General features: G+C 55.8%; 20 protein-coding genes and 1 tRNA gene. 9 read left to right on the top strand and 12 right to left on the bottom strand.

Annotated features, from left to right (window positions below):
- Nucleotides 1-2,327: 2,327 nt before the first annotated feature.
- The gene (locus Pla52o_RS21930; protein ID WP_146596773.1) at nucleotides 2,328-2,600 is read left to right on the top strand and encodes a hypothetical protein; all 273 of its coding nucleotides are present in this window, start codon (nucleotides 2,328-2,330) and stop codon (nucleotides 2,598-2,600) included.
- A 168-nt stretch (nucleotides 2,601-2,768) separates the two neighbouring features.
- On the opposite strand, the gene Pla52o_RS21935 is transcribed toward Pla52o_RS21930, so the two are convergent.
- Nucleotides 2,769-2,852 (bottom strand) — tRNA-Leu (locus Pla52o_RS21935).
- Nucleotides 2,853-3,102: 250 nt separating this feature from the next.
- On the opposite strand from Pla52o_RS21935, the gene Pla52o_RS21940 reads away from it, so the two are divergent.
- Nucleotides 3,103-3,855: an MBL fold metallo-hydrolase gene (locus tag Pla52o_RS21940; protein ID WP_146596774.1), complete on the top strand. Its 753-nt coding sequence runs from the start codon at nucleotides 3,103-3,105 to the stop codon at nucleotides 3,853-3,855.
- A 39-nt stretch (nucleotides 3,856-3,894) separates the two neighbouring features.
- Here the strand turns inward: Pla52o_RS21940 and nusB are convergent, their stop codons facing one another.
- Complete coding sequence (gene nusB / locus Pla52o_RS21945) at nucleotides 3,895-4,335, bottom strand: transcription antitermination factor NusB (RefSeq protein WP_146596775.1); 441 nt, start codon at nucleotides 4,333-4,335, stop codon at nucleotides 3,895-3,897.
- A gap of 244 nt (nucleotides 4,336-4,579) precedes the next feature.
- Nucleotides 4,580-6,505, bottom strand: a complete 1,926-nt coding sequence (locus Pla52o_RS21950) for a serine/threonine-protein kinase (RefSeq protein ID WP_146596776.1) — start codon at nucleotides 6,503-6,505, stop codon at nucleotides 4,580-4,582.
- Between the two features lie 161 nt (nucleotides 6,506-6,666).
- Here Pla52o_RS21950 and lnt point away from each other — a divergent pair, with 161 nt between their 5' ends.
- Both lnt and Pla52o_RS21960 read left to right on the top strand, forming a co-directional pair.
- Nucleotides 6,667-8,481: an apolipoprotein N-acyltransferase gene (gene lnt, locus Pla52o_RS21955; RefSeq protein WP_146596777.1), complete on the top strand. Its 1,815-nt coding sequence runs from the start codon at nucleotides 6,667-6,669 to the stop codon at nucleotides 8,479-8,481.
- 395 nt (nucleotides 8,482-8,876) lie between these two features.
- The gene (locus Pla52o_RS21960) at nucleotides 8,877-9,953 is read left to right on the top strand and encodes a fatty acid desaturase family protein (protein ID WP_197169422.1); all 1,077 of its coding nucleotides are present in this window, start codon (nucleotides 8,877-8,879) and stop codon (nucleotides 9,951-9,953) included.
- A 199-nt stretch (nucleotides 9,954-10,152) separates the two neighbouring features.
- Here the strand turns inward: Pla52o_RS21960 and Pla52o_RS21965 are convergent, their stop codons facing one another.
- The 3 genes from Pla52o_RS21965 to Pla52o_RS27110 form a co-directional block, all read right to left on the bottom strand.
- Nucleotides 10,153-11,646 (bottom strand): anti-sigma factor family protein, encoded by a 1,494-nt coding sequence (locus Pla52o_RS21965; RefSeq protein ID WP_146596779.1) that lies wholly within the window; start codon nucleotides 11,644-11,646, stop codon nucleotides 10,153-10,155.
- Nucleotides 11,643-12,275, bottom strand: a complete 633-nt coding sequence (locus Pla52o_RS21970) for an RNA polymerase sigma factor (RefSeq protein WP_146596830.1) — start codon at nucleotides 12,273-12,275, stop codon at nucleotides 11,643-11,645. Before Pla52o_RS21970 ends, Pla52o_RS21965 begins: the two co-directional genes overlap by 4 nt.
- Nucleotides 12,276-12,794: 519 nt before the next feature.
- Nucleotides 12,795-12,968 carry a hypothetical protein gene (locus tag Pla52o_RS27110; RefSeq protein WP_197169424.1) on the bottom strand — a complete coding sequence of 58 codons (174 nt, stop codon included), beginning with the start codon at nucleotides 12,966-12,968 and terminating at the stop codon, nucleotides 12,795-12,797.
- 14 nt (nucleotides 12,969-12,982) lie between these two features.
- Between Pla52o_RS27110 and Pla52o_RS21975 the strand changes: the two genes are divergently transcribed.
- The gene (locus Pla52o_RS21975; RefSeq protein ID WP_146596780.1) at nucleotides 12,983-13,255 is read left to right on the top strand and encodes a hypothetical protein; all 273 of its coding nucleotides are present in this window, start codon (nucleotides 12,983-12,985) and stop codon (nucleotides 13,253-13,255) included.
- Nucleotides 13,256-13,339: 84 nt separating this feature from the next.
- Nucleotides 13,340-13,759, top strand: a complete 420-nt coding sequence (locus Pla52o_RS21980) for an HPF/RaiA family ribosome-associated protein (RefSeq protein ID WP_146596781.1) — start codon at nucleotides 13,340-13,342, stop codon at nucleotides 13,757-13,759.
- Between the two features lie 131 nt (nucleotides 13,760-13,890).
- Here the strand turns inward: Pla52o_RS21980 and Pla52o_RS21985 are convergent, their stop codons facing one another.
- Nucleotides 13,891-15,342: a sigma-54-dependent transcriptional regulator gene (locus Pla52o_RS21985; RefSeq protein ID WP_231612548.1), complete on the bottom strand. Its 1,452-nt coding sequence runs from the start codon at nucleotides 15,340-15,342 to the stop codon at nucleotides 13,891-13,893.
- Nucleotides 15,343-15,440: 98 nt separating this feature from the next.
- On the bottom strand, nucleotides 15,441-16,964 hold the full coding sequence (locus Pla52o_RS21990) for a sensor histidine kinase (RefSeq protein ID WP_146596783.1): 1,524 nt from the start codon (nucleotides 16,962-16,964) through the stop codon (nucleotides 15,441-15,443).
- Between the two features lie 469 nt (nucleotides 16,965-17,433).
- Between Pla52o_RS21990 and Pla52o_RS21995 the strand changes: the two genes are divergently transcribed.
- Both Pla52o_RS21995 and Pla52o_RS22000 read left to right on the top strand, forming a co-directional pair.
- Nucleotides 17,434-17,943: a HEAT repeat domain-containing protein gene (locus tag Pla52o_RS21995; protein WP_146596784.1), complete on the top strand. Its 510-nt coding sequence runs from the start codon at nucleotides 17,434-17,436 to the stop codon at nucleotides 17,941-17,943.
- Between the two features lie 405 nt (nucleotides 17,944-18,348).
- Entirely contained in the window at nucleotides 18,349-19,176 is an 828-nt protein-coding gene (locus tag Pla52o_RS22000) for a site-2 protease family protein (RefSeq protein WP_146596785.1), read from the top strand.
- 10 nt (nucleotides 19,177-19,186) lie between these two features.
- Here the strand turns inward: Pla52o_RS22000 and Pla52o_RS22005 are convergent, their stop codons facing one another.
- Complete coding sequence (locus Pla52o_RS22005) at nucleotides 19,187-19,537, bottom strand: VOC family protein (RefSeq protein WP_146596786.1); 351 nt, start codon at nucleotides 19,535-19,537, stop codon at nucleotides 19,187-19,189.
- A 227-nt stretch (nucleotides 19,538-19,764) separates the two neighbouring features.
- Between Pla52o_RS22005 and Pla52o_RS22010 the strand changes: the two genes are divergently transcribed.
- Nucleotides 19,765-20,574: an inositol monophosphatase family protein gene (locus tag Pla52o_RS22010; protein ID WP_146596787.1), complete on the top strand. Its 810-nt coding sequence runs from the start codon at nucleotides 19,765-19,767 to the stop codon at nucleotides 20,572-20,574.
- Nucleotides 20,575-20,648: 74 nt separating this feature from the next.
- On the opposite strand, the gene cmoB is transcribed toward Pla52o_RS22010, so the two are convergent.
- From cmoB to Pla52o_RS22025, 3 genes are read right to left on the bottom strand one after another with little or no spacing between them, the layout of a single operon-like run.
- Nucleotides 20,649-21,671, bottom strand: coding sequence for a tRNA 5-methoxyuridine(34)/uridine 5-oxyacetic acid(34) synthase CmoB (gene cmoB, locus Pla52o_RS22015; RefSeq protein ID WP_231612549.1), 1,023 nt, complete (start codon nucleotides 21,669-21,671; stop codon nucleotides 20,649-20,651).
- Nucleotides 21,620-22,456 carry a carboxy-S-adenosyl-L-methionine synthase CmoA gene (gene cmoA, locus Pla52o_RS22020; RefSeq protein WP_231612550.1) on the bottom strand — a complete coding sequence of 279 codons (837 nt, stop codon included), beginning with the start codon at nucleotides 22,454-22,456 and terminating at the stop codon, nucleotides 21,620-21,622. The genes cmoB and cmoA overlap by 52 nt, the downstream gene beginning before the upstream one ends.
- A complete protein-coding gene (locus Pla52o_RS22025) occupies nucleotides 22,431-22,715 on the bottom strand; it encodes an acylphosphatase (RefSeq protein ID WP_146596789.1) in 285 nt (94 codons plus the stop codon). Before Pla52o_RS22025 ends, cmoA begins: the two co-directional genes overlap by 26 nt.
- Nucleotides 22,716-22,718: the final 3 nt, after the last annotated feature.

Genomic DNA, 22,718 nt, shown 5'->3' on the forward strand with positions numbered 1-22,718 from the left:
ACTTTTTTAACGGCAGCCAGTTTAAATTCTCGGCTGAATGTTCGACGCTTGTCCATGAATCGGATCTCCTGTCAGAGACAGTCTGACATCCGCCGGTCCACTGTCAACTTTTCGTGGGCAATTCCAGTCGCGTCGTCGACCATGCCAAGTGCGAAGTCGTTCATCATCGCGTTGAATGTTTCCGTTGGGGCCATGCAACGGGTGAAGTTGTGCAGGGGCAGTGAAGTTGCGCAGCGTCAGGCTTTGTGTTTGGTGTTCACAAGTCGCGGCCAAGCGAATTGCATTGGCCAGCAGCAAACCCTGTTTCAAGCGGCGCTGGCCAGGGCGTCTCGACGTTAGGGTATGGGACGCTTCCTTGCGATATCGATGCCCATTGCCACTTCCGTTCTCAACGCTCGCGGAGATGCGCGGTCGGATTTAACAGGAGGTCGCAGAGTAAACGGAGATGATGGTCAATTCTGCTCTGTTCTCTCCGTTTTCTCCTGTTCATTCATTTCTTCTTGCGGGGCATGGCTGCGCCGGTGGCACGATTTGTATCCATTTTGTACAAGTCGCGGCCAATCGAACTGCAATGGCCAGCAGCAAACCCTGTTTCAAGCGGCGCTGGCCAGGGCGTCTCTACGTTAGGGTATGGTGCACCGTGTTGCGATATCGATGCCCATTGCCACTCCCGTTCTTAACGTTCGCGGAGATGCGCGGTCGGATTTAACAGGAGGTCGCAGAGTAAACGGAGACATTGGCAGATTCTGCTCTGTTCTCTCCGTTTTCTCCTGTTCGTTCATTTCTTCTTGCGGCGAACGGTCCATGCTTCAACGTGCGCGGACAAATCTTGCGCTGTCGAGACTCTTGCTCCACTACATTGCCGGCAAAAACATGTGGGGCAAAAAGATGCATCACATGGGGAAAGAGTTCAGCGTCGCGATCACGCGGATCTATTCGTGATTTTTTTGCCAGACATCTTTAGTCGTCCAAGACGATCAGCACGGTCGGATTTAACAGGAGGGCACAGAGTAAACGGAGACACTGGTCAATCTTTTCTCTGTTCTCTCCGTTTCCTCCTGTTCGTTCATTTCTTCTTGCGGGGCATGGCTGCGCCGGTGTCACGCGTTGTGTCCATTTTGTAAAAGGGACGCCCAAGCGAACTGCAATGGCCAGCGGCAAACCCTGTTTCAAGCGGCGCTGGCCAGGGCGTTTCGACGTTAGGGTATGGGACGCAGTGTTGCGATCTCGATGCCCATTGCTACTTCCGTTCTTAGCGCTCGCGGAGATGCGCGGTCGGATTGAACAGGAGGTCGCAGAGTAAACGGAGACATTGGCAGATTCCCCTCTGTTCTCTCCGTTTCCTCCTGTTCGTTGATTTCTTTTTGCGGCGAACAGCCCATGCTTGAACGCGCGCGGACAAATATTACGCTGTCGAGACTTTTTCTCCACTACATTACCGGCAAAAATATATGGGGCAAAAAGATGCATCACATGGGGAAAGAGTTCAGCGTCGCGATGGCCCGGATCTAGTCTTCATTTTTTTGCCAGGCATCTTTTTGTCGACCAAGGCGGTCAGCGCGGTCGGATTTAACAGGAGGTCGCAGAGTAAACGGAGACATTGGCCGATTCCCCTCTGTTCTCTCCGTTTTCTCCTGTTCGTTCATTTCTTCTTGCGGCGAACAGCCCATGCTTAAACGCGCGCGGACAAATCTTGCGCTGTCGAGACTCTTTTCTCTACTACATTGCCGGCAAAAATATGTGGGGCAAAACGATGCATCACATGGGGAAAGAATTCAGCGTCGCGATCACGCGGATCTATTCGTGATTTGTTTGCATGCCGTCTTTTTGTCGTCCAAGGCGATCCGCGCGGTCGGATTGAACAGGAGGGCACAGAGTAAACGGAGGCATTGGCCGATTCCCCTCTGTTCTCTCCGTTTCCTCCTGTTCGTTCATTTCTTCTTGCGGCGAACAGCCCATGCTTGAACGCGCGCGGACAAATCTTGCGCTGTCGAGACTCTTTCTCCACTACATTACCGGCAAAAACATGTGGGGTAAAAAGATGCATCACATGGGGAAAGAGTTCAGCGTCGCGATCGCCCGGATCTAGTCTTCATTTTTTTGCCAGACATCTTTAGTCGTCCAAGACGATCAGCGCGGTCGGATTTAACAGGAGGTCGCAGAGTAAACGGAGACATTGGCCGATTCCCCTCTGTTCTCTCCGTTTCCTCCTGTTCGTTGATTTCTTTTCGCGGGGCATGGCTGCGCCGGTGTCACGCTTTGTATCGATTTTGTACAAGGGACGCCAAGCGAATTGAAGCGTCCAACACCAAGCCACGGATTCGGAAATGAAAAAAACACTCGCCTTGATCGGCGTCGCGATCGCGATCGCCGCGTTCGTCATTCCGCTACCCGATACTCGCTCGCTTCAGGCGGCGCCGCCGAAAGGCGTTGCACTGCCCGATTGTGAGAGGGGAGGCACATGGGGGTTCGCTGAATCGACAAGCGATCCCAATCGAGAATCCGAAGATCGTTTACACGCGAAGGTGTGCGTTTTGTCGTCGGTAAACGAAAAGGGCGATTCGAGACGTTTCAAGAAACCATGTTTTCAGGCGGCGTGACCTACATTCGCCTGCGACCGGTCAAGCTGATCCAACAAGTTCCCGAATCGCAGTAGAGCGAAACCCAGAGGGAACGCCCGCCGACTGCGGCCTTTAAAATAAAACTCAGGCCAGCAACACGAAAAAAGGGTTTCCGCTGATGAAGCGAAAACCCTTTCTTTGACTCAGTGCGGATGAGAGGACTTGAACCTCCACGCCCTTGCGGGCACTAGAACCTGAATCTAGCGCGTCTGCCAATTCCGCCACATCCGCGATCGGCTGGGCAAACAATATCGCCTTTTTCTGCGAATCGCAAGTGGCTGTGGATATTTCCAACCATTCCCTTTTCCGCAAATTTTGCTGCCCCCCTTCGCAGTCGCTGCTGACATGCGGAATGCGGGGCTGGCGTACGCCGCTGTCTGTACCGACATGCACGGCAAGTTCGCCAAACTGGTATGCTAGAATGCGACGACTTGTGAACGAAAAATTTACGAATCCAGGATCTGAGCGAGAAACGGCACGCATGCAACTTCAATGCCTCGGTACGGTTGGCTATCATCCCAACGCCCAACGCCATACCTCGTGCTACTTCCTGCCGGAATCAGGGATTTTGTTGGATGCGGGAACGGGCATTTTTCGTTTGTCATCGCGAATTCAGTCCGATTCGCTCGATATCTTGCTCAGCCACGCACATCTCGATCACACCTGTGGTTTAACCTTTCTGTTGGATGTGTTGTTCGAAACGCCAGTCAAATCGTGCCGCATCTGGGGCGAGAAAGCAAAGCTCGACGCCGTTCGCAGCCACTTATTTTCCGATTTGATCTTTCCTGCATCGCTCGACGCGGAGTGGATGGAGATCGATGAGCTAGACGAGTTCACGATCGGAGACTGCTTGATCTCGTATCGCACTCAAGATCATCCAGGCGGCAGCGTGGCCTATCGTTTGGAGTGGAAGAACGAGCAGAAACAATTGGTCTATGCGACGGACAATACCGGTGACACCAGCGAAGCGATGGCGGCTTGGGGCAAACGGTGTGACCTGCTGATGCAGGAATGCTATTTTCGCGATTCTGCCGCCCAGTGGGCTCAGAAAACCGGCCACTGCTGGACCAGTCGCGTCGCCGAAGTGGCGAAAGGCATGAGTCCCAAGAAATTATTGATCACGCATGTCAATCCACTCGACTTGTCCGCCGACCCGGTCGATCTCGAAACGATCCGCCACCAAGTCGATTGCCCCGTCATTCTTGCCGAAGATGAAATGATCGTGGACTTCTAAGCTCCCGGCTCGGCAGCGCCGCTCCCGGCACCGTAACGCCTAGCTGCGGGCTTCTTTGGCTTGCTGCGTTTGTTGTGCTTCGAAATCTTTGTAGAGTCGGTCGAGCACTCCATTGACGAATCGCGGGCTGTTTTTATCGCCGTAGCGTTTGGCCAACAAGATCGCTTCGTTCACGGCTACGCGTCCAGGCGTGTCGCCGTAGAGGATTTCGTAGCCTCCCAGCCGTAACACGTTCCGGTCGGTCACGGCCATTCGGGGCAAGGTCCAATGGGTCGCAAGTTTACTGAGATGGGCATCGACATCGCTGCGATGCTCGAGGGTTCCGCTCAAAAGTTTGTAAGCAAACTCGGTCAAGGCTTTACGTCCTTGCAAACGCGAGCGAATAAATTGCCTAGCGGAGTCATCATCGCGAGGATCGTTGACGTCCGCCTCGTAAAGCAGCTGCAATACGATCTCGCGGGCACGGCGGCGAGTGGACATGCGAACCTGACAACAAAGAGTGGGATAAATTAAAGGTAAGCCGGGATTCTATGCGGAAAAGGCGGGAGCGCCGATTGGGGAACCCAAGAAACCGTCGGGGAATCGGTCGCCGTGGTGCATCTCGCGCTTCGGCGGTCACGGTTGGCCGCGATTTCGCCAGGAATAACGTCGTTCCGTTGCCCCCGTCGCGGGCTGGAGGTTTCTTGGCCAGTTTATTGCTTGGGCACGTTATTGCTTGGGCACGTTATTGCTTGGGCGGTTGGGGCTCTAATTCTTGCAGCCAGCGTTCCGCTTCTTCGACCGCTGGCTCGGCCCACGGCTGATCGGCATGCAGTTGGACAATCCCGCGGAGCGTCTTGATGGCGGTTTCCGGGGGTGCTGCGGTGACGGTGCGGCGAATGCGATCGAGCAATTCCTCCGCCCTGGGGTCGATCACAATCGCAGGAGCGCGCTCGGCAAGCTGTGCCGCTTCGTGCTTCGCCAACACAACCATCTCCGCCAGTTGGTTGTCGAACGGCTCATCGGGGGAGGTTTGCAGCGTGGCGGTGTCGTAGATTGCCAGCCATTGAGTTAGGCGTGCCGCCGTCCCAGCGGGATCTTGTTGGCGATCGCTCATGGCATCGAGAAAGCCCTGCTCGGCAGCGGAGAGTGGCGAAATGCCCAGCTTGGCTTGCACCCCCAATCGTCTTAGCGTGCGTTGTAAATCCAATGATCGGTTTAACTGTTGAACCATTTCGAAGCGTGGGTCCTCAGGAAACCGCGTCAGAAATTGAGCGATTTCACGTTGAGCTTCGGCAGCGTTCTCGGATTCGGCGTGATCGGCAATGATTGCGTAGAGATCGTCCGCGGTGGGTTGCTTGGTCGCTTTGAAAAACAACAGCCCCGCAGCGATCAAGACGGCTGCCATCAACGAAATGGAGATGGCTTGTTTCCAATGATCGCTGGTCGACGCGTTGGCGGCTCCCGAGGTTTGGGGGGAGGCGACCTCGTCCTCGACCGATTGAAAGTGAGTGGGGCGGCTTGCCGTCGGAGTCGACGTCGCTTCGTCGTTTCCTGGGTCGGTCGGGCGAACCGTTGCGGCGGTATTGCGTGAGACGATCGTCGCTTCGAATCGCGAATCGGCTGGCGTGACTTTCGTCTTGTGGACCAAGTTGACGGTCTTGCGTGAATCGCTCGACGGATTCGGCGAAGCGGCTCGTGGTGGATCCGCGGCGCTGATGCCCGTCGTATCGAGATCCCCGGCGCCAGTTTTGTCCAGCAAGGCGTCCGTTTTTTCGGCGTTGGAGTGATCTGGGGCGGAGACGCCGGGCTCGGTGGGTAACGAACCGGCGTGAAGGGTTTGTTGATGTAGCAGTCCGGCCCGCATCGCCTTCAAGCGATTCATCACCGACAGCGACGTCGGTGGCCGGTCGGCAGGATCCTTTTCAAGCAATTGGTGGACGAGCTCGACAAGCGCCTCCGGCAATTCGGGATCGATCAATTCGAGCGGTACTGGGCGATCGCGACGCAGTGCCTCGACCACTTCGGTCGTCCGTTTGCCTGGAAAAGGAGGTCGACCGGTTAACATCGCGTAAGAAACGCTACCGAGTGCATACAGGTCGGTGCGCACCGAAACCCCACTGCTGTCGGCTTGCTCGGGCGCCATGTAGTCGGCGGTCCCCAGAATCGATCCCGCCATCGTTTGTTCGCCAAAACCGAATAATTTGGCAATGCCGAAGTCGACCAGTTTGACTTTCCCGGCGTTCGACAAAATCAAATTAGCCGGTTTTAAATCGCGGTGAATGACCCCGAAATCGTGAGCGTGTTTCAGTGCCGCACAAATCTCGATCGCGATATCGATTGTGGTTTGCCAATCCAGTTTTTTCTGGCGACGAATCCGCTGTTGAAGCGACTCCCCTTCGACAAGTTCCATGGAATAGAACAATTGGCCCTGCTCTTCGCCGTAACCGATCAGCCGGACGATTCCCTCGTGGCGGAGACGTTTGAGCGTTTCCACTTCGGCATCAAAACGTCGCCGAAAGCGGGGTTCATCGGCAACGTGGGCGGCGATCAGCTTGACTGCGACTTTTTCGCCCGTGCGTTCGTGCACGCCGACGTAAACGGCCCCCATTCCACCTCGACCCAATGTCTCTCCGACGCGATAAGGGCCAAGGAATTCAGGAGATTTCATCGCAGCGGGGTCTAACACGAGTCATGAAACAAAAACAGCAGAAGGTTCGCTTCGAGTCGACATTGTAGCCGAACCGACGCGGCGTTCATGAGGCGAGTCGAGAAACGTCGGTCGCGAAAGTGCGATTTTATTGCCGCCCAGGAAACACTAAGATCCCGGCCATGAATGAAAACCCACCGCGGCAGCGGGATCAAACCCTCCGAGCCTCCACCGCACCCACTCGCTTTTGCTTGGCGATGGCCAGCATGGTGATGCTTTGGCTCTCCCAACCTCCGCTCGGGCTTTGGCTCGTGGCGTGGGTTGCGTTGTTGCCTGGATTGGGGCTCGTTTGGCAAACCTCGCCGCTGAAAAAACGCGATTTTGCCGCGATTTGGTTCGCCTCGACACTGTTTTGGCTGATATCGCTGCAAGGCATTCGTCATGCCCATCCCGCCATGTATGTTTGCTTGCTGGCGCTGGCGGGCTACCTCGGTGTCTACTTTCCCCTGTTCATCGTGCTGTGCCGCCGCAGTGCGAGATGGAACGTTCCGCTATGCGTGTCCGCCCCGGTCGCCTGGGTCGGACTAGAGTGGGTGCGGAACTACATGCTTACCGGCATTTCCGCGGTCATGCTCGGCCACACGCTGGCGGAGGTCCCCACGCTGATTCAAATCGCCGACCTGTTTGGCAGCTATGGAGTCAGTTTCATGATCGTCACGGTGAACGTGGCGATCTACAGTGTGCTGGCTCGCTTTGTTTTCCGAAAACCACAACGCAGCAAAGCGCACGAGGAGCGTGTTGCGATCGAGGAGCGTGAAGCACGCTGGGGTCCCGTTTCGTGTGTGGTCGCAATTGCCTGTGTCGGAGGCGGTGTGTTGTATGGCCAATGGCGACTCGGCGAACCGCTGTCGGACGAATTGGCGACCTTTGCGTTATTGCAACGTGACGAACAAGTTGAGTACCAGCAAGACGTTGAACGCGAGCTGCGCATTTTCCAGAACTACGCCAGCCAAGCGGTCCAAGCCCTCCAACGAAGTGACCAAGCGATCGACGCGGTGGTGTGGCCCGAGTCGATGTTTACCGGCGGATTGCCATGGATGGTCGTGGAACCCGATGCGGTGGTTCCCGAGCAATATCCAGGACCGCCAGAGACTTTTGTCGCCATGGTGGAGCAAAACCAAGGCTATTTCCTGGAGCGTGCCAACGAGCTGCTCGAGCATTGCAAAAACGTGAATCCCGGCCAACGGAAACCGCACTTGGTGGTCGGCTGTGGCGTGGCACGCTATGGATCGACGCCGCACGCTTATAGCGGGATGGTTCACATTTCACCCGCGGCGAAGGTGCCCGCATGGTATGGCAAAAATCACTTGGTGATGTTCGGGGAATACGTTCCCATTTTGCCGAGTCTCCCAGGCGTCCGTTCTCTCATTCCCGCGGGCTTGGGCGTTACGCCGGGGGATGGCCCCAGCGTCTTTACGGTCAACGACACAAACGTCGTGCCCTTGGTTTGTATCGAGACTGCGGTCGAACGGGTTGCGCTGAACCACATTGCGAACCTTCGCGATAATGCGGTCCGTGCGGATGTGATGGTGACCGTGACGAATGATGGTTGGTTTGATGATTCCAGTATCCTGGATCACCATCGCCGCTGTGCCCAATTGGTTGCGGTGGGAACGCGGCGTTCGGTATTGTCGTCGGCCAATAACGGTCCGACGGCGTGGATCGATAGCTGTGGCCGGTTGGTGGACGCGTTGCCCGCGGGGACGAACGGAGCGATCATCGCGACACCCCGCCGCGACCCGCGAACGAGTCTCTATGTTCGGATGGGGGATCTGCCTGCGAAATTGCTTGGGTTGGCGTGTTTGATCGTGTTGGGGGGGATGGTCTGGGAAGCGGTGGCGCGCCGTCTCCGTCATCGTCGAGGGCGAGCTACGGCCAAGCCCGGGGCCGATGCCGCCCCAACCGCCGCAGAGGCAATCCCTCCGCTGGACGCCTAAGCAGTTGCTGCCCCGCCCTATTGCTAAGTGATCTTGACTGCACCCCCCCCGAAGGGGATTCTTTCGGTTTGGGCTGCGTGGCGGGAGCGGTAAAACGGGGGAATGGATACGTGAGGGGCGTGTTTTAGCACATGTTAGGGGTGTGTGATCGCGTTCTTGGCACCGATGCGGAGGCTTCATCCTCCCCAAATCGAGCAATAATTAGTTCAATTTTGGGTTTGGTTGCACACGGTGACCGGGTTGTGGTTGTCGCGCTGGGGCAGTTTTGCTCACATACTACCCCGCGACGGTACTGATCGTACCGTCAACCCTCGTTTGCAGCTTGCATCCGGAACGCTCGAGCCCATGAAATCGGCGAACAGCGTTTGCACAAATGCCATAGGAAGTTAGACACATTGAGTGCCAATTGCATTGAATCCGATACGGCAATCGAATCGTGGCAAAATTCAGTTGCCGTTGGAAACGAAGTCCGGTCGTCCGAGGAACAGCATGCCTTGGATCGAGAGCTATTGATCGCCAGCCGTGAATTCGCGGTGGAGCAGCGCGCGAAGAGTTGGTGGCATCTAGGCACCACGCTTTTAGCCGTGCTGTTCTTTGCGAGTGTGGCCGGATTGGGACACGCGTGGTGGTTGCGAAGCCTCGCCAGCCTGCTGACCGGTTTGACATTGGTGCGGATGTTTATCCTCTATCACGACTATCAACATCACGCCATTTTGAAGCATTCCAGATTGGCTAACTGGATTCTGAGTCTGTATGGCAACTTGATGCTCACGCCCCCGAGTGCGTGGAAACATTCACACGATTATCACCATCACCACAATTCGAAGTTGTTTGGCGTCGACATTGGCTCGTTCCCAATCATGACGACCGAGAATTATCGAAAAGCATCCTGGTCAGACCGACTGGCTTACCGAATCTCACGTCATCCGCTGGTGATTTTGCTGGGCTACTTTCCCGTCTTCCTTTACGGCATGTGCATTTGCACCGCGCAGCGCGATCCACGCCGGCATTGGGACGCTTTCACCTCGCTATTGATTCATTTTGGTTTCATCGCAGGCTGTGTTTGGTTCAGCGGTTGGACGACAACGATGTTCGTCTTTTTGCTGCCCACTTGGATTGCCACCTGTGCGGGAACCTACTTGTTCTACATCCAGCACAATTTTCCCGATGCGAAGATTCGTGACGGCGAAGAATGGAGCTACACCCACGCGGCGTTGCAATCATCGAGTTTTCTCGATCTGGGTCCCGTGATGCACTGGATGACCGGTAACATTGGTTACCATCACGTGCATCATTTGAATGCGAAAATCCCTTTCTATCGGCTTCCCGAGGCAATGCGGGCGCTTCCACCGCTGCAAGCACCGAGAAAAACGTCCCTCAAGCTTCGCGACATCATCGCTTGTTTAAATTTGAAGCTTTGGGACGAAGAGCAAGATCGCTTGATTACGTACGCCGAAGCCAAGCTGTCGTAGCGGTCCCGCGGCGGCGAAGCGGGTGCTAGCTCGGTCGCCGATTGGCGGACGTTAAACGCAGCAGGCTGTATGGGGCATCGTCGACTTCGCGCGCTGCCGCGAGCACAAACACCGTTGCCCACAAGCGCCGTTGCTCGCAAACGCCTTCGCCCCCAACCACGATCGCCCGCGTGCTTCCCGTGGTGTGCTCTAGCATGACTCAGCGAGAACGACGCGCCGGAGGCGTCAAGCGATCAAGCATTTGCTTGGGCGGAAGCAGATCGAGCACGTCACGATCATGAGCATCCATTTGCTCGTAACGCTGCAGCAAGGTGCTGGCATCTTCCTCGCGAGACCATGCTTTTCGGCGCACCGTTTCCTCGGCCCAATAACGCAGCGTTACCGTTTCCATCATCGGATTGCGTGGGTCGCCGGCGATTGAATTGAGCAGGTCGCGATCGGTGTCTGACAAGATGATCTCGATCGACGATAACTCCGCGACCGTCAAGGGAGCGGGACGATCCTGTGCATTGCCGCTGGGCGGTGAGCCCCGCCCCGACGAGCCTGGGCCCGCTGAGCCTGGGCCCGCTGAGCCTGGACCCGCTGAGCCACGGCCTCCCGGCCCACGAGCAAAGCCAAAACGCCCGTTGCGCAAATCGCCGCGTCCCATATCGCCGAAAACGATCGCTCCAATCGTAATCATTTCAGCTCGTTTGGTGTCGGTGAATTGCGTCAAACGCGCGATCGAACGCGTCGTCGCCTGGTCTCCGTCGGCCAGTCGCTGTTTCAGGATTTGGTGCAGTGCGAAGGCAATTCGTTCGATCGAATCGTCCGACAAATTTAAACTCGATCGTTTGGAGACCGCATATTGCGTTTGATCGATCGCTTGTTTGATGGCCTCGCGTCGCTCTTCAATCTGGTCGGATTCGATCTTGTCACGCAGGTCGCTTGACAACGTCTCACGCCACGCCGAATACGCTTGCATTGTCTCTAGCATCGCGTCGGCGTCGGGTTGGGAGCGAACCGCATCGGCGGTCTCGCGTATGCGTTGCTGATCTGGCTCAGGCAGACTGGTGAATCGTTTCCAGCGAGAATCTAATTGCGCGCGTTCGACCAACGACAAGGTTTCGATCGCATCCTCGCGCTCGGACGTTTTGACGGTCGCAACCATTGCTTTGGGAGGCGACAAGTCGCCGATCTCTTTCATGGCCGTGATCATTTTTGTCCATGAATCATTCAAAGCCAAATCACGCATCAATTGCAAATCGCGGCCGTAGTAATAGGCGTCGATGTTCTCGGCAATCGCCAAATCTTCGAGTTGGGATTGGTAATCCGTGGCGCGGACCGCGTAGATCGATCCTGCCGCGACCAAGGCAGCAACCCCGCTGAGCAGCAACGTGATCAAGGGCCAGCGGAACCGAGTCACTGCGAAACGCGGTCGTGAGGTGTCGGCGTGGGGGATCGCAAGATCCGCGACCACCAACTCCAATGTCGACTCCACCAACTTTTCACACGGAGTGGTGCTGGGAAACTCGTCCAATAAATCCCAACCTTGCTGCAGTTCCTGCAACCGACGCCGCAATCCTTCCTCGGCCAACAGACGATCTTCGAGTCGGCTGCGCAGGTCACTCTCAAGCTCGCCATCGACATAGGCAACGAGCAACTCGTCGTCAGGGTCCAGCGGCGCGTCATCGGTCAGCAGTGTCGAGATCACGACTCCACCTCCTTGGTGATCAGCCCCGAGTCAACGTAGGGTTGAAGGATCTCTTTTAAGTTCACTCTCGCTCGGCTGAGTAACGACTTGACCGCTTTGGGGGTCAGTTCCATCGTTTCGGCAATTTCGATGTAACTCATGTTTTCAAAACGTGACAACATCAACGCCATTCGCTGGCGCTCGCTTAAGGACTGGACCGCTTGACGTACCATCTCGGCTCGCTCGCTTCCCTCGCTGAGGCGTGTTGGCATCAAACCGCTCGCTTCTAGCGCGGTGGATGCGAGTAGTTGGGCATCGCTCGGGGCATCACTGCCCCGAGGGGCATCCACCTCGTTGACTTCGCGGCGACGGGACAGCGTTCGAGTTGAATTCCGCGCCACATTACCTGCGATTGTAAATAACCATGTGGAAAATTTTGCGCCCGGTTCGTACCGCTTTCGAGCGCGATAAACGCGTAAAAAGATTTCTTGGGTCAAGTCCTCGGCCAATTGATGACTGGGGCCGAGCGTGTGCATCAATCGCACCAATCTTGCCTCGTATCGACGCACCAATTCTTCAAACGCTCCAGCGTCATCGTCGCGAACGCGCAGCATCAAACGAACGTCCGGATCGGACTGTTGATAACGCATCGCGGTGGAATCGCTAACTGCCAAACAAACGTTTCGAGAAAGAGAGGGCGTTACGGAAAAGAGAGGAACGGCGACCGCAGCAAACGGTTCTGTTTAGTCTAGTGTTTTAGGGATCAATGGGGATCGATACGATCATCCCCACTTCAATTAACCCGGATTTTAACCCGAAGTTTCGTGAAAACTTTGCCGCGCAATCGGGGCAGCATTCCGCAATGCTTGCGTTCGTTAACGCTTCGTCGGATTTTCAACCGCCGCGACTATTATTCAGTCGCGACCGCATTGGGCTCCGCCGTCCTGCTCTCGGCGTACCCATTTCTGGGGGTGAAGCGTGCCGAGGCCCGAAGTGCCAGCGTTTTATCCGCTAAAACGCTGTTCTTTTCGCTGGAAATGAGCTTTGTATCGTCGTCTGGTGCTTTGGCACACCCTTTGCCAATACCTCTGGATCAGCAGATTGATGAGGCATGTCGATGCCATTGGCGAAATTTTTTTGGCAAGTGGAGATAGGAGACTTTCGTGAGATTACAATGGAACGTTGCTGAAACTTATCCCCTCGCGTTCGAGCGATCCGGCCAGCCCGTTTGCGGCCTCACGCTCCAAAATCATACGCTCCAAAATCCTGCGCCCCAAAATCCTGCTTTTCAGAACCTTGACGCCGTTCCTGTCGTAAGGACGGTTCTCGATGCGACCGGTCATCGGGGAGTGTTTTTGTGAATCACACCAAGAAAATCAACCGTGCCTCTCGCAACGGTCAACGTGAACTTCCTTGGCAAGTTCCGTTTGCAGCCGCGGCACACCTCAATCACTGTCCGTCCCCCTCTTTTAAAAAAAACACTCGTGAACAGGAGGCGAGTGATCGAGAGCTGCAACCGCTCTCTGCTCAAGTCGATCGCGGACTTCGGGGACTGCGTTGGTTCCTGATGATGTTGGTCGGCGGCTGCCTCACGCTCGGAGCCATTGTTTGGTGGCGACTGCTCCATTGAGTCATCACCATCGGATCGCTTCGCTGTGTGTCCAGAAGAACTTTCGTTAGTCGTTTCGTTATCCCGGTACAAAGGATCAAACAGATGAAGTTAGATATCAGCAGCAATCGAATCGTGATTGGTAACTCCCTTCGCAACCACATTGAGGAACGGCTCAATCAATCGTTTCAAAGGTTGGAACGGTGGGTGCAAAAGGTTTCGATTTGTCTGGATGACATCAATGGTCCTCGCGGCGGAGTGTGCAAGCAATGTCGCGTCGTCGTGACGCTCAACGGCGTCGAGTCGGTGGTTGTCACCGAAACGGGGGACAGCGTAGGGGCGTCGTTATCCCAAGCGATTCGACGTGCCGGATATGCGCTGAAGCGACGTGTGAAGTCAAAGCAGCACCGCCGAACCAAGCAAGTCAAACGACTCCATTCGGATCCCATCGTATTGGCCGCAAGTGTCGTTGACAGCGAGTTGGGGGAGTTGGCTGAACCGACGGAACTTCACAAAGTGGAGTGATGACACCTCGGAGTGATGACACCTCGGAGTGGTGACACTTCGAGTGACGCGACTCGACGGTAACTGACTTGGGAATCTCCTCGGCAACCCGGATATTGAGAGCCGGGCGCCGAGGGAGGGATTGGATGCCGCTAGTTTTCGCGGTCCCTGTCGTTCCGGAGCCGTTTTTCAAATGTCAGCCCCAGATCTGCGATCTTGGTTCTCAGCGTGCTGCGGGCAATGCCCAAGATTTCACTCGCTTGGGCTTGGTTTCCTCCCGCATATTGCAACGTTTCGGGTAACAAGATGCGATCGATTTCGCCGTGCAGTTTCTGATACAAACTGGGATGTCCCTGGGAAAGTAATTCGTGAATGAATTGGCGAATGTTTTCGACATCCAAGGCTGAGGTGGTGTGATCTTCGCCGGCCAGCACCTCCCCGCGACACGTTGCCGGGAGCGAAGCGGCCGATAGCACTTCGCCTACGTTTCGCACCAACGCATGCTTCACTGCGTTTTGCAGTTCCCGTACATTTCCTGGCCAACGGTATTGCTCGAGCATGGTCATCGCCTCGGGGGCGATGGATCGGATCTGTTTTTGCAAGTCGGCACTGAACAGCTTGATGAAGTGTTCAACGAAGATGGGGATGTCATCGACACGCTCTCGCAGCGGAGGTAATTGGATCGCGAACACGCTGAGCCGATAATAAAGGTCTTCGCGGAACGTCCCCTCGTTGACCATCTCGAGCAAGTGGCGGTTGGTCGCCGCAATCACTCGCACGTCGACCTGGATTGTTTCGTTGCTGCCCACGCGTTCAAAGCTTCCGTCTTGTAATAGGCGTAGCACTTTTGCTTGCGTCGTGGAGGTCATGTCACCGATCTCGTCGAGGAAAATGGTCCCCTTGTCGACCTGTTCAAACTTTCCGATCCGACGTTTGTCGGCTCCTGTGAAGGCGCCACGTTCATGCCCGAACAGTTCACTCTCGAGTAAGTTTTCGGGTAACGCCGCGCAATTGATCGCCAAAAAGGGACGCTCCGCGCGACGACTGTGTTGGTAGATCGCGCGTGCCACCATCTCCTTGCCGGTCCCGGTCTCGCCGAGGATCAAGGCATTGACATCTTGAGGGGCCACTTGGCCGATCGATTTGTAGACCTCCTGCATCGCTGGAGAACGACCCACGATCTGGTCCGCATTCGCGTCGCCGTCCCCCGCGATTTCAAACCGGGCGGGCACTCGGCTCATGCGACTGATCTCGAGCGCACGATGGATGGTGGATAACAAATTTTCAAACTCAACCGGCTTCAACAGATACTCAAAGGCTCCACGTTTCATCGCCTCAATCGCCGTTTCACTCGTCGAGTAGGCGGTGATGATAATGACTGGAATTCGGGCGTCGATTTCGTGAATACAATGGAACGCGTCGAGCCCCGACATGTCGGGCAACCGTACGTCGAGAAGCACCGCATCGGGACGATGTTCTCGGACGGCGGCAATCCCACTTTCCGCCGTGCCCGCCGTGATCACTTCGAGGGAGTCGGTTTCCAGACTTTTCTTGAGCGAGTAGAGCAGGTTGGGTTCGTCATCAATGATGATTAGTTTGGGCACTTCGGGTTCCAGGTCAGGTCAGATGAGGTCAGATGAGGTCAGATGAGGTCAGATGAGGTCAGATGGGGTCAGATGAGGTCAGATGGGGTCAGATGGGGTCAGGTCAGATGGGGTAACGCGGTTCCAACGGCCAACGGCAATCGCACCTTGAATTCGGTGCCGCCGCCGCTGCGAGCTTCCGCTAGGAGCTGGCCTTCGTGAGCATCAATGATTCGCCGCGAGACGGCGAGGCCGAGCCCCACGCCGGGATCTTTGGTGCTAAAGAACGGCTCGAAAATTCGCTCGAGTTGCTCCATGGGTAAACCACAGCCGTTATCAATGACGCTCAAGCATACCCATTCGGGTCGTCCAGCGGGCGATGCCTCGTTGTCTGAATCGATGCCTTGTCGCTCAACGATCACTGAAATCTCTCCGCCATTGGGCACTGCATCAAATGCATTGAGTAGCAGATTCAGCAGCACTTGTCGCAACTGTGACGCATCGCCTTGCACCACCATTGATTCATTTGGCAATTGGGTGTCGAGTTGAATGTGTCGAGTTTCCGCGCGGCTTGCCACAAGCCCCATCGTTTGACGGACGATGGCGGCCAGCTCAACGGGTTTAGATTCCAGTTCCGCGGGGCGAGCAAAATCGAGAAAGGTTTGTAGCAGATTGTCGAGTCGCGTTATTTCTTCGTCTAAAATGGCCAAGTCGGTCGCGTTCAAGTTCGTCGAAGGGGGATCCCGGCGGGCCGATTGCACGAGTGTCTTCATGCACATCAACGGGTTTCGTAGTTCGTGGGCCAAGCCGGCCGCTAGTTGTCCCACCGCAGCCAATTGATCGGCGCGAATCACTTCATGCTGTTTCACTTGCAATTGTTCAACCACCGTGGCGACGCGACTGGCGACCGTTTCGAGCACGATTTGTAAGTCCTGTAGACTTGGGTCCGCCGATACTTCGACCGGTCCAACGACCATGTCCAACTTGCCTACGACATCACGAATCGGAACCGAGAGCATGAACATGGAACGGTTGATCGCTCGGGACACCCCGTACCCAGCTTCCAAGCCGACCACCGCGCCGCAGGCGCCTAGCAATACCATCACCAATGCCAATTTATGAGCCAATGACTGGTTTTGTAGGTTGCTTTGTTCGAGCTCATTTTCGTTCAGCTTGAGATAGTGGTGAGCTCTTTGTAAAACGTGGTCCGACAGAATGGCTCCGCGTAGTTGTTCGATATCCGTGGACGAAATTGGTGTCGTCCGGTCATCGACAAGTTGGTGCAATTGGATGAAATAATCCTGTAAACCCCCACGCAGTTCTGCCAATACCGTTCGCTCTTCGGTGGTCGCCGATAACGCGGTGGCCTGAGAGAGCCATTGATTGACGTCACGTTCCTGTTCGACCGCGACATCGAGGTGTGCTGGTTCGTGGGTCAGTGAGAACATACCGAGCTCATGTCGCATCTCATGAACGAGCAACTCCAATTCCTCCGCCGCTCGGATGCTCGCCACATTGACATCGAGGAGTTGCGAGTTTTGCCGTTGCAACTCAAGCACATACCACGCTCCTGAAAAACCGAGGCACAGCAACGCGAAGCCGCTGACGGATAGAAAAACCCCCAGTTTGTTTCGTAGCTTCATTAAAAGTGACTCGCCAGTGGTGGATGAAATTCAGTCGGCAACGATGAAAATCGACAAGAAAATTGAATCTGCCGCGTTGGGGGCCGGACGCGTTGGTTCAAGGGGGCATGCGAGCAGACGGCTGCCGCATTTGTTGCCCGCTTTCTACGTTGCCCGCTTTGTTGCTTGACACGCTCATTGGCAAACGCTGTGCCTTCGCCAGCCAAGCTTATTCGTTGAAGCACGCGGCTCCGCTTTGAAACGATAGCCTGATATCGGGGCTGCACGCGTTGAAGGTTCGCCTCAAGTGCATTGCTCGCCGCGAGTGCATGACGCGTCTCGAATAGCGTCCACCGCAGAAACCTTTGCTATATTGAATTTTACCGTGTCGCACAAGCGTTAGGCTCCGGCGGTGGTGTTCAGTCGGTTTCGCTTCGTTCGATTCCCTTTGTTCAATTCCCACAACCTCCCACGCGGAAGTGAGTGACCCATGAATTCCAATGAAATTAAATTGGCGGTGAAGCAACTTGCTTCGGCGGATGGCGTTGACCGCGAGAAAGCTCGCCAGTCATTGGTCGATGCAAACAGCCACGAAGTGATCCAGGCGGTGATTGCCGAATTGGTGGACCCCCGCCGTCAAGTTCGTTGGGAAGCGGCCAAAGCGTTGTCGCAAATAGCCGAGCCGATTGCCGCGCTGCCGTTGGTGCACGCCATGGACGATGAAGACCACGACGTTGCCTGGGTCGCCGCGGAGGGCGTGGCCGAGATGGGCGAAGCCGGATTGGAAGCGGTGCTCAGTGGGCTGACGCGGTCGAGTCGCTCGGGATCGTTTTACAAAGTCGCCCACCATGCACTCAAGCAAATCCGCAAGCACGGCAGGCATCGACAGCTCATTGCGACGGTGATGGAGTCGTTAGAGGGGGTTGAACCCCGTTTGTCAGCACCGATCGCGGCCTATCACGCCTTGCAACAACTTCGCGGTGACGGAGTGCCAAGCTGACCGATTTCCACGCTCCCGCATCCGTTCGATCTCGGCATGTTGGATAACCCGAAGCGTAAGCGAGGGAATGATCACCGTTGACTCGGTCCCCCGGTCCCCCGGTCCCCCGCTCCCTCGCTGACGCGTCGGGTTGTGATTTTGAGTTTTTTTGCATCGTTCAAAATTCCTTACGCCTTGTTAACTAAACGGTCAAAATGTGTTTAGTCGCTCGGATGCAATATCGACGCTAGCCGATGCGATCGGGGCAAATTGCCGCTGTGGGAGTTCTTGCCGCGCAGCTCGACCCTGGCCCCTCCATTGGCCCCACCGGCGTTTGCGGGACGATTTGGCAGTCCAATCCCTTTGGCACAGCGTATGCAATGCAGTGCAGTGACGCATACGCATGAGTTTAGGGAGATTGTTTTGATGATGAGGGCATGGCATTTAGGACGATTGGCGGGGATCGACGTACGGATTCACTGGACGTTTCTGCTCGTTCCATTGTGGGTCTATTTTTCGAGCCTGGCGGCGGGCAGCGGTATCGCCAGCGCCGCCCTTTCGGTTTTGTTCGTGCTCACGATTTTTGCTTGCGTGTTATGTCATGAGTACGGGCACGCGTTGATGGCACGCTACTTTGGTATTCCCACACGTGATATCACCTTGTTGCCGATCGGCGGCGTGGCGAGTCTACAACGCATGCCTCGTCGGCCGGGCCAGGAGTTGGCGATTGCCCTGGCGGGCCCCGCCGTGAACGTGGGCATCGCCGCTGTGATTTTCGCGGGAATCGTATTCTTGAATCCAGCCTCGGGGGCCGTTGCGTTGTTCGCCACGCAATTGGCGATTGTCAACGTCGCCTTGGTTGTGTTCAACATGTTGCCGGCGTTCCCGATGGACGGTGGCCGTGTATTGCGATCGCTGCTTGCCATGTGGATGCCCTACGCATCGGCGACTCGGATCGCAGCCACAATCGGGCAAATCACCGCGATGGGGTTCGGTTTACTTGGATTGATCACTGGCAATTGGATACTGGTCCTTGTCGCTGGCTTTATTTTTCTTGCCGCTCGCGGCGAAGCGATGATGGCCAGTAAAGCAGCTCCTTCGCACGAGCTTCCGTTTGAGCAGGACTCAAGCAGTGAAGTTAAAGCGAGGTTGATGAATCACCGGGGATCGTATGTCCCCCCGCGACGTTCGCAACCGATCGTGATCATGCCGATCCGTTTTTACAATCGGAATCGATCCCAGCATTCGGCTTAGTGAGTTGCCGCTAGGGTGCCAATGGCTCGGCGAAACTCAACGGGTGCCCGTCGGGATCGCGGATGTGAAAGTAGCGTTCGCCCCATTCTGCATCGCGTGGTTCAAATTCGGGGTGTAAGCCTCGTTCCAATAACAGGCGATGCATTTTATCGACGTCGTTGACCCCAAAGATCACCAGCGTCGTGCTCGGCGGTGCCGACGCGGATTCGAGCAATCGCAAATTCAAGTGATGCTTGCCCACCGAAAACGTCGTGAACGTCGCGGACTCACCACCACGATGTAGCTCAAAGCCAAGGCGTTTGTAAAAGTCAACCGCCGTCGACATGCAAGTCGTCGCTAGGGTGACTGCCGAAATCCTCATCTACCGGTCCTCCTCTACGCGTGTTCGTCCACTTATTCTTATCCAGATGCTTCTCTCGAGGGGGCAACGGGAAACACTGTCCCATTCCCGCTCTCGCTCATCCATGATGGTATGGCGTGTTGGTTGCACTGCAAAGCGATCTGCCGGGTGGGGGCTACGGTGATCGGGGGTGTCTTTGTTAATGTGGCCTCGCTGGCTTCCCCTTTCTTGTTAATGAGACTCATTGAATGATCGACCGCAATCGACTTTTACAGACCGCCGCCCGTGCTGCTCGCATGGGGGGCGAAGTGCTGATGCGTTATTTTCGCGAGGGGGTCGTGATCCGAAATAAATCCGAATCCGGAGGCAAAACGTACGACTTGGTCAGCGATGCGGACCTCGAAAGCGAGCAGACGATTGCCCAGTTTTTGCGATCTCGATTTCCCGGTCATGAATTGCTCGGCGAAGAATCGCTCGCTGGTGGGGCCACGGACGCCGAACACCTGTGGATCATTGACCCTTTGGATGGCACCAATAACTTCGCCCACCGCCTGCCCCATTTTGCGGTTTCGATTGCGTATTACCATCATGGCCAACCCATCGTGGGAGTGGTCTATAACCCTGTGCGTGAGGAGATGTACACGGCGACCCAAGGGGGCGGTGCCTTTCTGAACGGCGAGTCGGTTTCGGTTTGCGATTCGCAAACGCTTTCCCAGACCTTGGTTGGTTGCGGTTTCTATTACGACCGAGGCGACATGATGCGGAGCACGTTGGCTGCGATCGAAGAATTTTTTGGACATGACATTCACGGCATTCGTCGATTTGGAACTGCATCGCTCGATTTATGCCAAGTCGGTTGCGGTCAATTCGGGGGCTTCTTCGAATACCAACTTTCGCCTTGGGACTTTGCCGCAGGACGGTTGTTTGTTACCGAAGCCGGAGGCCAAGTGACCGAGGGGCATGGTCAACCGTTACCGCTGAAAACGACCAGCCTCGTCGCCAGTAATTCGCGGCTGCATGACGCCATGATCGAAATCACCAAGCGACATCACCCGTGATTCTTGCTCATCGCTAGGCGACCGTCCCACGCCGTTTGCGTCCTAAAATCCCGCAATGGATCCCAAACGGCGGATTACGATTTCGTTGCCACCACAATGGCGCGAACGGGGGCGGGATAGCCTTCGATCGTACGCGAAGCATCATGCGGATCAAGAAAGTCCGCCAACGAGTGAAACGTCATCCAGGGCGTCGAACGCTGTTCCGATGGCGTGGTCGCCGTCACGTCGATGACCTCGATGTTGCCGAACCCGGTGCGGTCTAACCACCGTGTTAACATCGGCACCGATGGAATGAACCAAACGTTGCGCATCTTGGCATAGCGATCCTTGGGCACCAGCGTGTTCGCTTCGGGTGAATCGATCACGAGTGTTTCCATGACCACTTGCCCACCGGGTTTGAGAGTTTCGGCGAGCGTTTGTAAATGGTCGATCGGACTTGTGCGGTGATACAACACCCCCATCGACAACGTTACATCAAACGCGCCCAATCGCGGCGGCAGATCGGTATCCGCCAACGGGACAATGAAATGCTTCTGTGACTCGGCCGCATAACGACGCAACACTTCGAACTGCATCACGTACAACAAATACGGATCGCACCCGAGTACCAAATCGGCCCCGCCGGCGAGCATTTTCCAGCCGTAATAACCGTTGCCACAACCGACATCCAAGACGGCTTTGCCACGGAAATCGATTGCCGACGCTAAACGATCCCATTTCAAGTTGGATCGCCATTCGGTGTCGATCGGGATCCCAAATAGCTCAAACGGTCCTTTTCGCCAGGGATGAAATTGCATCAACGACTGTGCTAGCGATGCAACTGAGGCGTCATCGAGTGTCCCCTCCACGGTGACGGCATCGCCGTGGGCGTGCAATAGTGCATCCACGCAATCGGGCAGCGCTTGCCAAGCCTGCTGCCATTTTTCGAGATTTCCATGTTTCGCCGGATGAAACCGCTCGTCACAGAGTCGCCGTAGCTCAGATGCCCAATCGGCAAGCTCGCGGCGACGCAGTTCCTCGAACAAGGGCTCGCGATCAAACAGAGTCACGGTGCCGCCCCCGCTTTGACAGCCAAGATGGACACGAAGTTGAAACACTGGAACCAGGGGACGACACAGTCAAATCCTGCCGCGTAAAGTCGGTCCACATGAGTCTTCATCGTTTCGGGCAGCAAACGGTTTTCGAGTGCCGTACGTTTCTGAGCGATTTCCAAATCACTGTATCCATTAGCACGCTTGAAATCATGATGCAAATCATTGAGCAACGATTGTTGTTTCGCGTCTTCGAAACAAATCTTCTCCGACACCAGCAGCGCACCGCCAGGGACGAGAGCATCGGCGACCGCGTTCAACAGCGTCGCTCGTTGTTCCGTCGCAATGAATTGTAGCGTTAGGTTTAGCACGACAAACGAAGCATTTGTCATCGGGAATTCGCACACATCCGCTTGGTGAACTTCGACCGTCCCTTGGTTCGGATCGGGCAGTGTCGCTTGGAGTTTCAAACGAAGCCGATCGATCATCGCTGGCGCATTATCGACCGCGTGAATGGTGCAATCGCGAGGCACTTGTCGTTGCATTAACAGGGTCGCTGCGCCGAGGGAGCAGCCCAGGTCGTAGACATTCGTGTGGGGCTGGACAAAGCGTCCGGCCAACTGTTCGATCATCGATAGAATCGAGGCATAGCCGGGCACCGAGCGCGCGATCATGTCGGGAAACACTTCGACGACCTGTTCGTCAAAAGTGAAGTCGCCGACGCGTCCATGGGGCAACGAATAGATTCGGTCGCGTTTCATTGGCGGTTGCTGGTTTTCCACACGGCCCATGGGGTCAGGCCCGGTCGTATTGAGGTTTGCGTTATCAGGAGAAGCGAATCCGAAACTCATCCGGTCGATCCTCCGACGGTAATTTTTCGGTTTCCTGGTAATCGATATTGGGTTTCATCGAGGCTTCGATTCTGGCCACCAACTCACGCAAATCGCGTTCAACACCAACCACATCCAACTGCACCGATCCGTCGCTTTCGTTGCGAACGAACCCACGCACCGCAAGTCCGGCGCTTTGGGAAAGCGCGTTGGCACGAAAGCCGACCCCTTGAACCTCGCCGTGAAACCGCACCACATAGCGGACCGTCGGAATGTTCATACG

Source organism: Novipirellula galeiformis (assembly GCF_007860095.1).
In the GTDB taxonomy this organism is placed as follows: domain Bacteria; phylum Planctomycetota; class Planctomycetia; order Pirellulales; family Pirellulaceae; genus Novipirellula; species Novipirellula galeiformis.

Excerpts from the sequence above, each read along its gene's own strand:
- Pla52o_RS27110 (WP_197169424.1), bottom strand. The coding sequence starts at position 12,968 with ATGACCGGTCGCATCGAGAACCGTCCTTACGACAGGAACGGCGTCAAG.
- Pla52o_RS21930 (WP_146596773.1), top strand. The coding sequence starts at position 2,328 with ATGAAAAAAACACTCGCCTTGATCGGCGTCGCGATCGCGATCGCCGCG.
- Pla52o_RS21970 (WP_146596830.1), bottom strand. The coding sequence starts at position 12,275 with ATGCGTTATCAACAGTCCGATCCGGACGTTCGTTTGATGCTGCGCGTT.
- lnt (WP_146596777.1), top strand. The coding sequence starts at position 6,667 with ATGAATGAAAACCCACCGCGGCAGCGGGATCAAACCCTCCGAGCCTCC.
- Pla52o_RS22005 (WP_146596786.1), bottom strand. The coding sequence starts at position 19,537 with ATGAGGATTTCGGCAGTCACCCTAGCGACGACTTGCATGTCGACGGCG.
- Pla52o_RS21950 (WP_146596776.1), bottom strand. The coding sequence starts at position 6,505 with ATGAAATCTCCTGAATTCCTTGGCCCTTATCGCGTCGGAGAGACATTG.
- Pla52o_RS22025 (WP_146596789.1), bottom strand. The coding sequence starts at position 22,715 with ATGAACATTCCGACGGTCCGCTATGTGGTGCGGTTTCACGGCGAGGTT.
- Pla52o_RS21990 (WP_146596783.1), bottom strand. The coding sequence starts at position 16,964 with ATGAAGCTACGAAACAAACTGGGGGTTTTTCTATCCGTCAGCGGCTTC.
- Pla52o_RS21995 (WP_146596784.1), top strand. The coding sequence starts at position 17,434 with ATGAATTCCAATGAAATTAAATTGGCGGTGAAGCAACTTGCTTCGGCG.
- Pla52o_RS22000 (WP_146596785.1), top strand. The coding sequence starts at position 18,349 with ATGATGAGGGCATGGCATTTAGGACGATTGGCGGGGATCGACGTACGG.
- Pla52o_RS21980 (WP_146596781.1), top strand. The coding sequence starts at position 13,340 with ATGAAGTTAGATATCAGCAGCAATCGAATCGTGATTGGTAACTCCCTT.
- cmoA (WP_231612550.1), bottom strand. The coding sequence starts at position 22,456 with ATGAGTTTCGGATTCGCTTCTCCTGATAACGCAAACCTCAATACGACC.
- Pla52o_RS21940 (WP_146596774.1), top strand. The coding sequence starts at position 3,103 with ATGCAACTTCAATGCCTCGGTACGGTTGGCTATCATCCCAACGCCCAA.
- Pla52o_RS22010 (WP_146596787.1), top strand. The coding sequence starts at position 19,765 with ATGATCGACCGCAATCGACTTTTACAGACCGCCGCCCGTGCTGCTCGC.
- nusB (WP_146596775.1), bottom strand. The coding sequence starts at position 4,335 with ATGTCCACTCGCCGCCGTGCCCGCGAGATCGTATTGCAGCTGCTTTAC.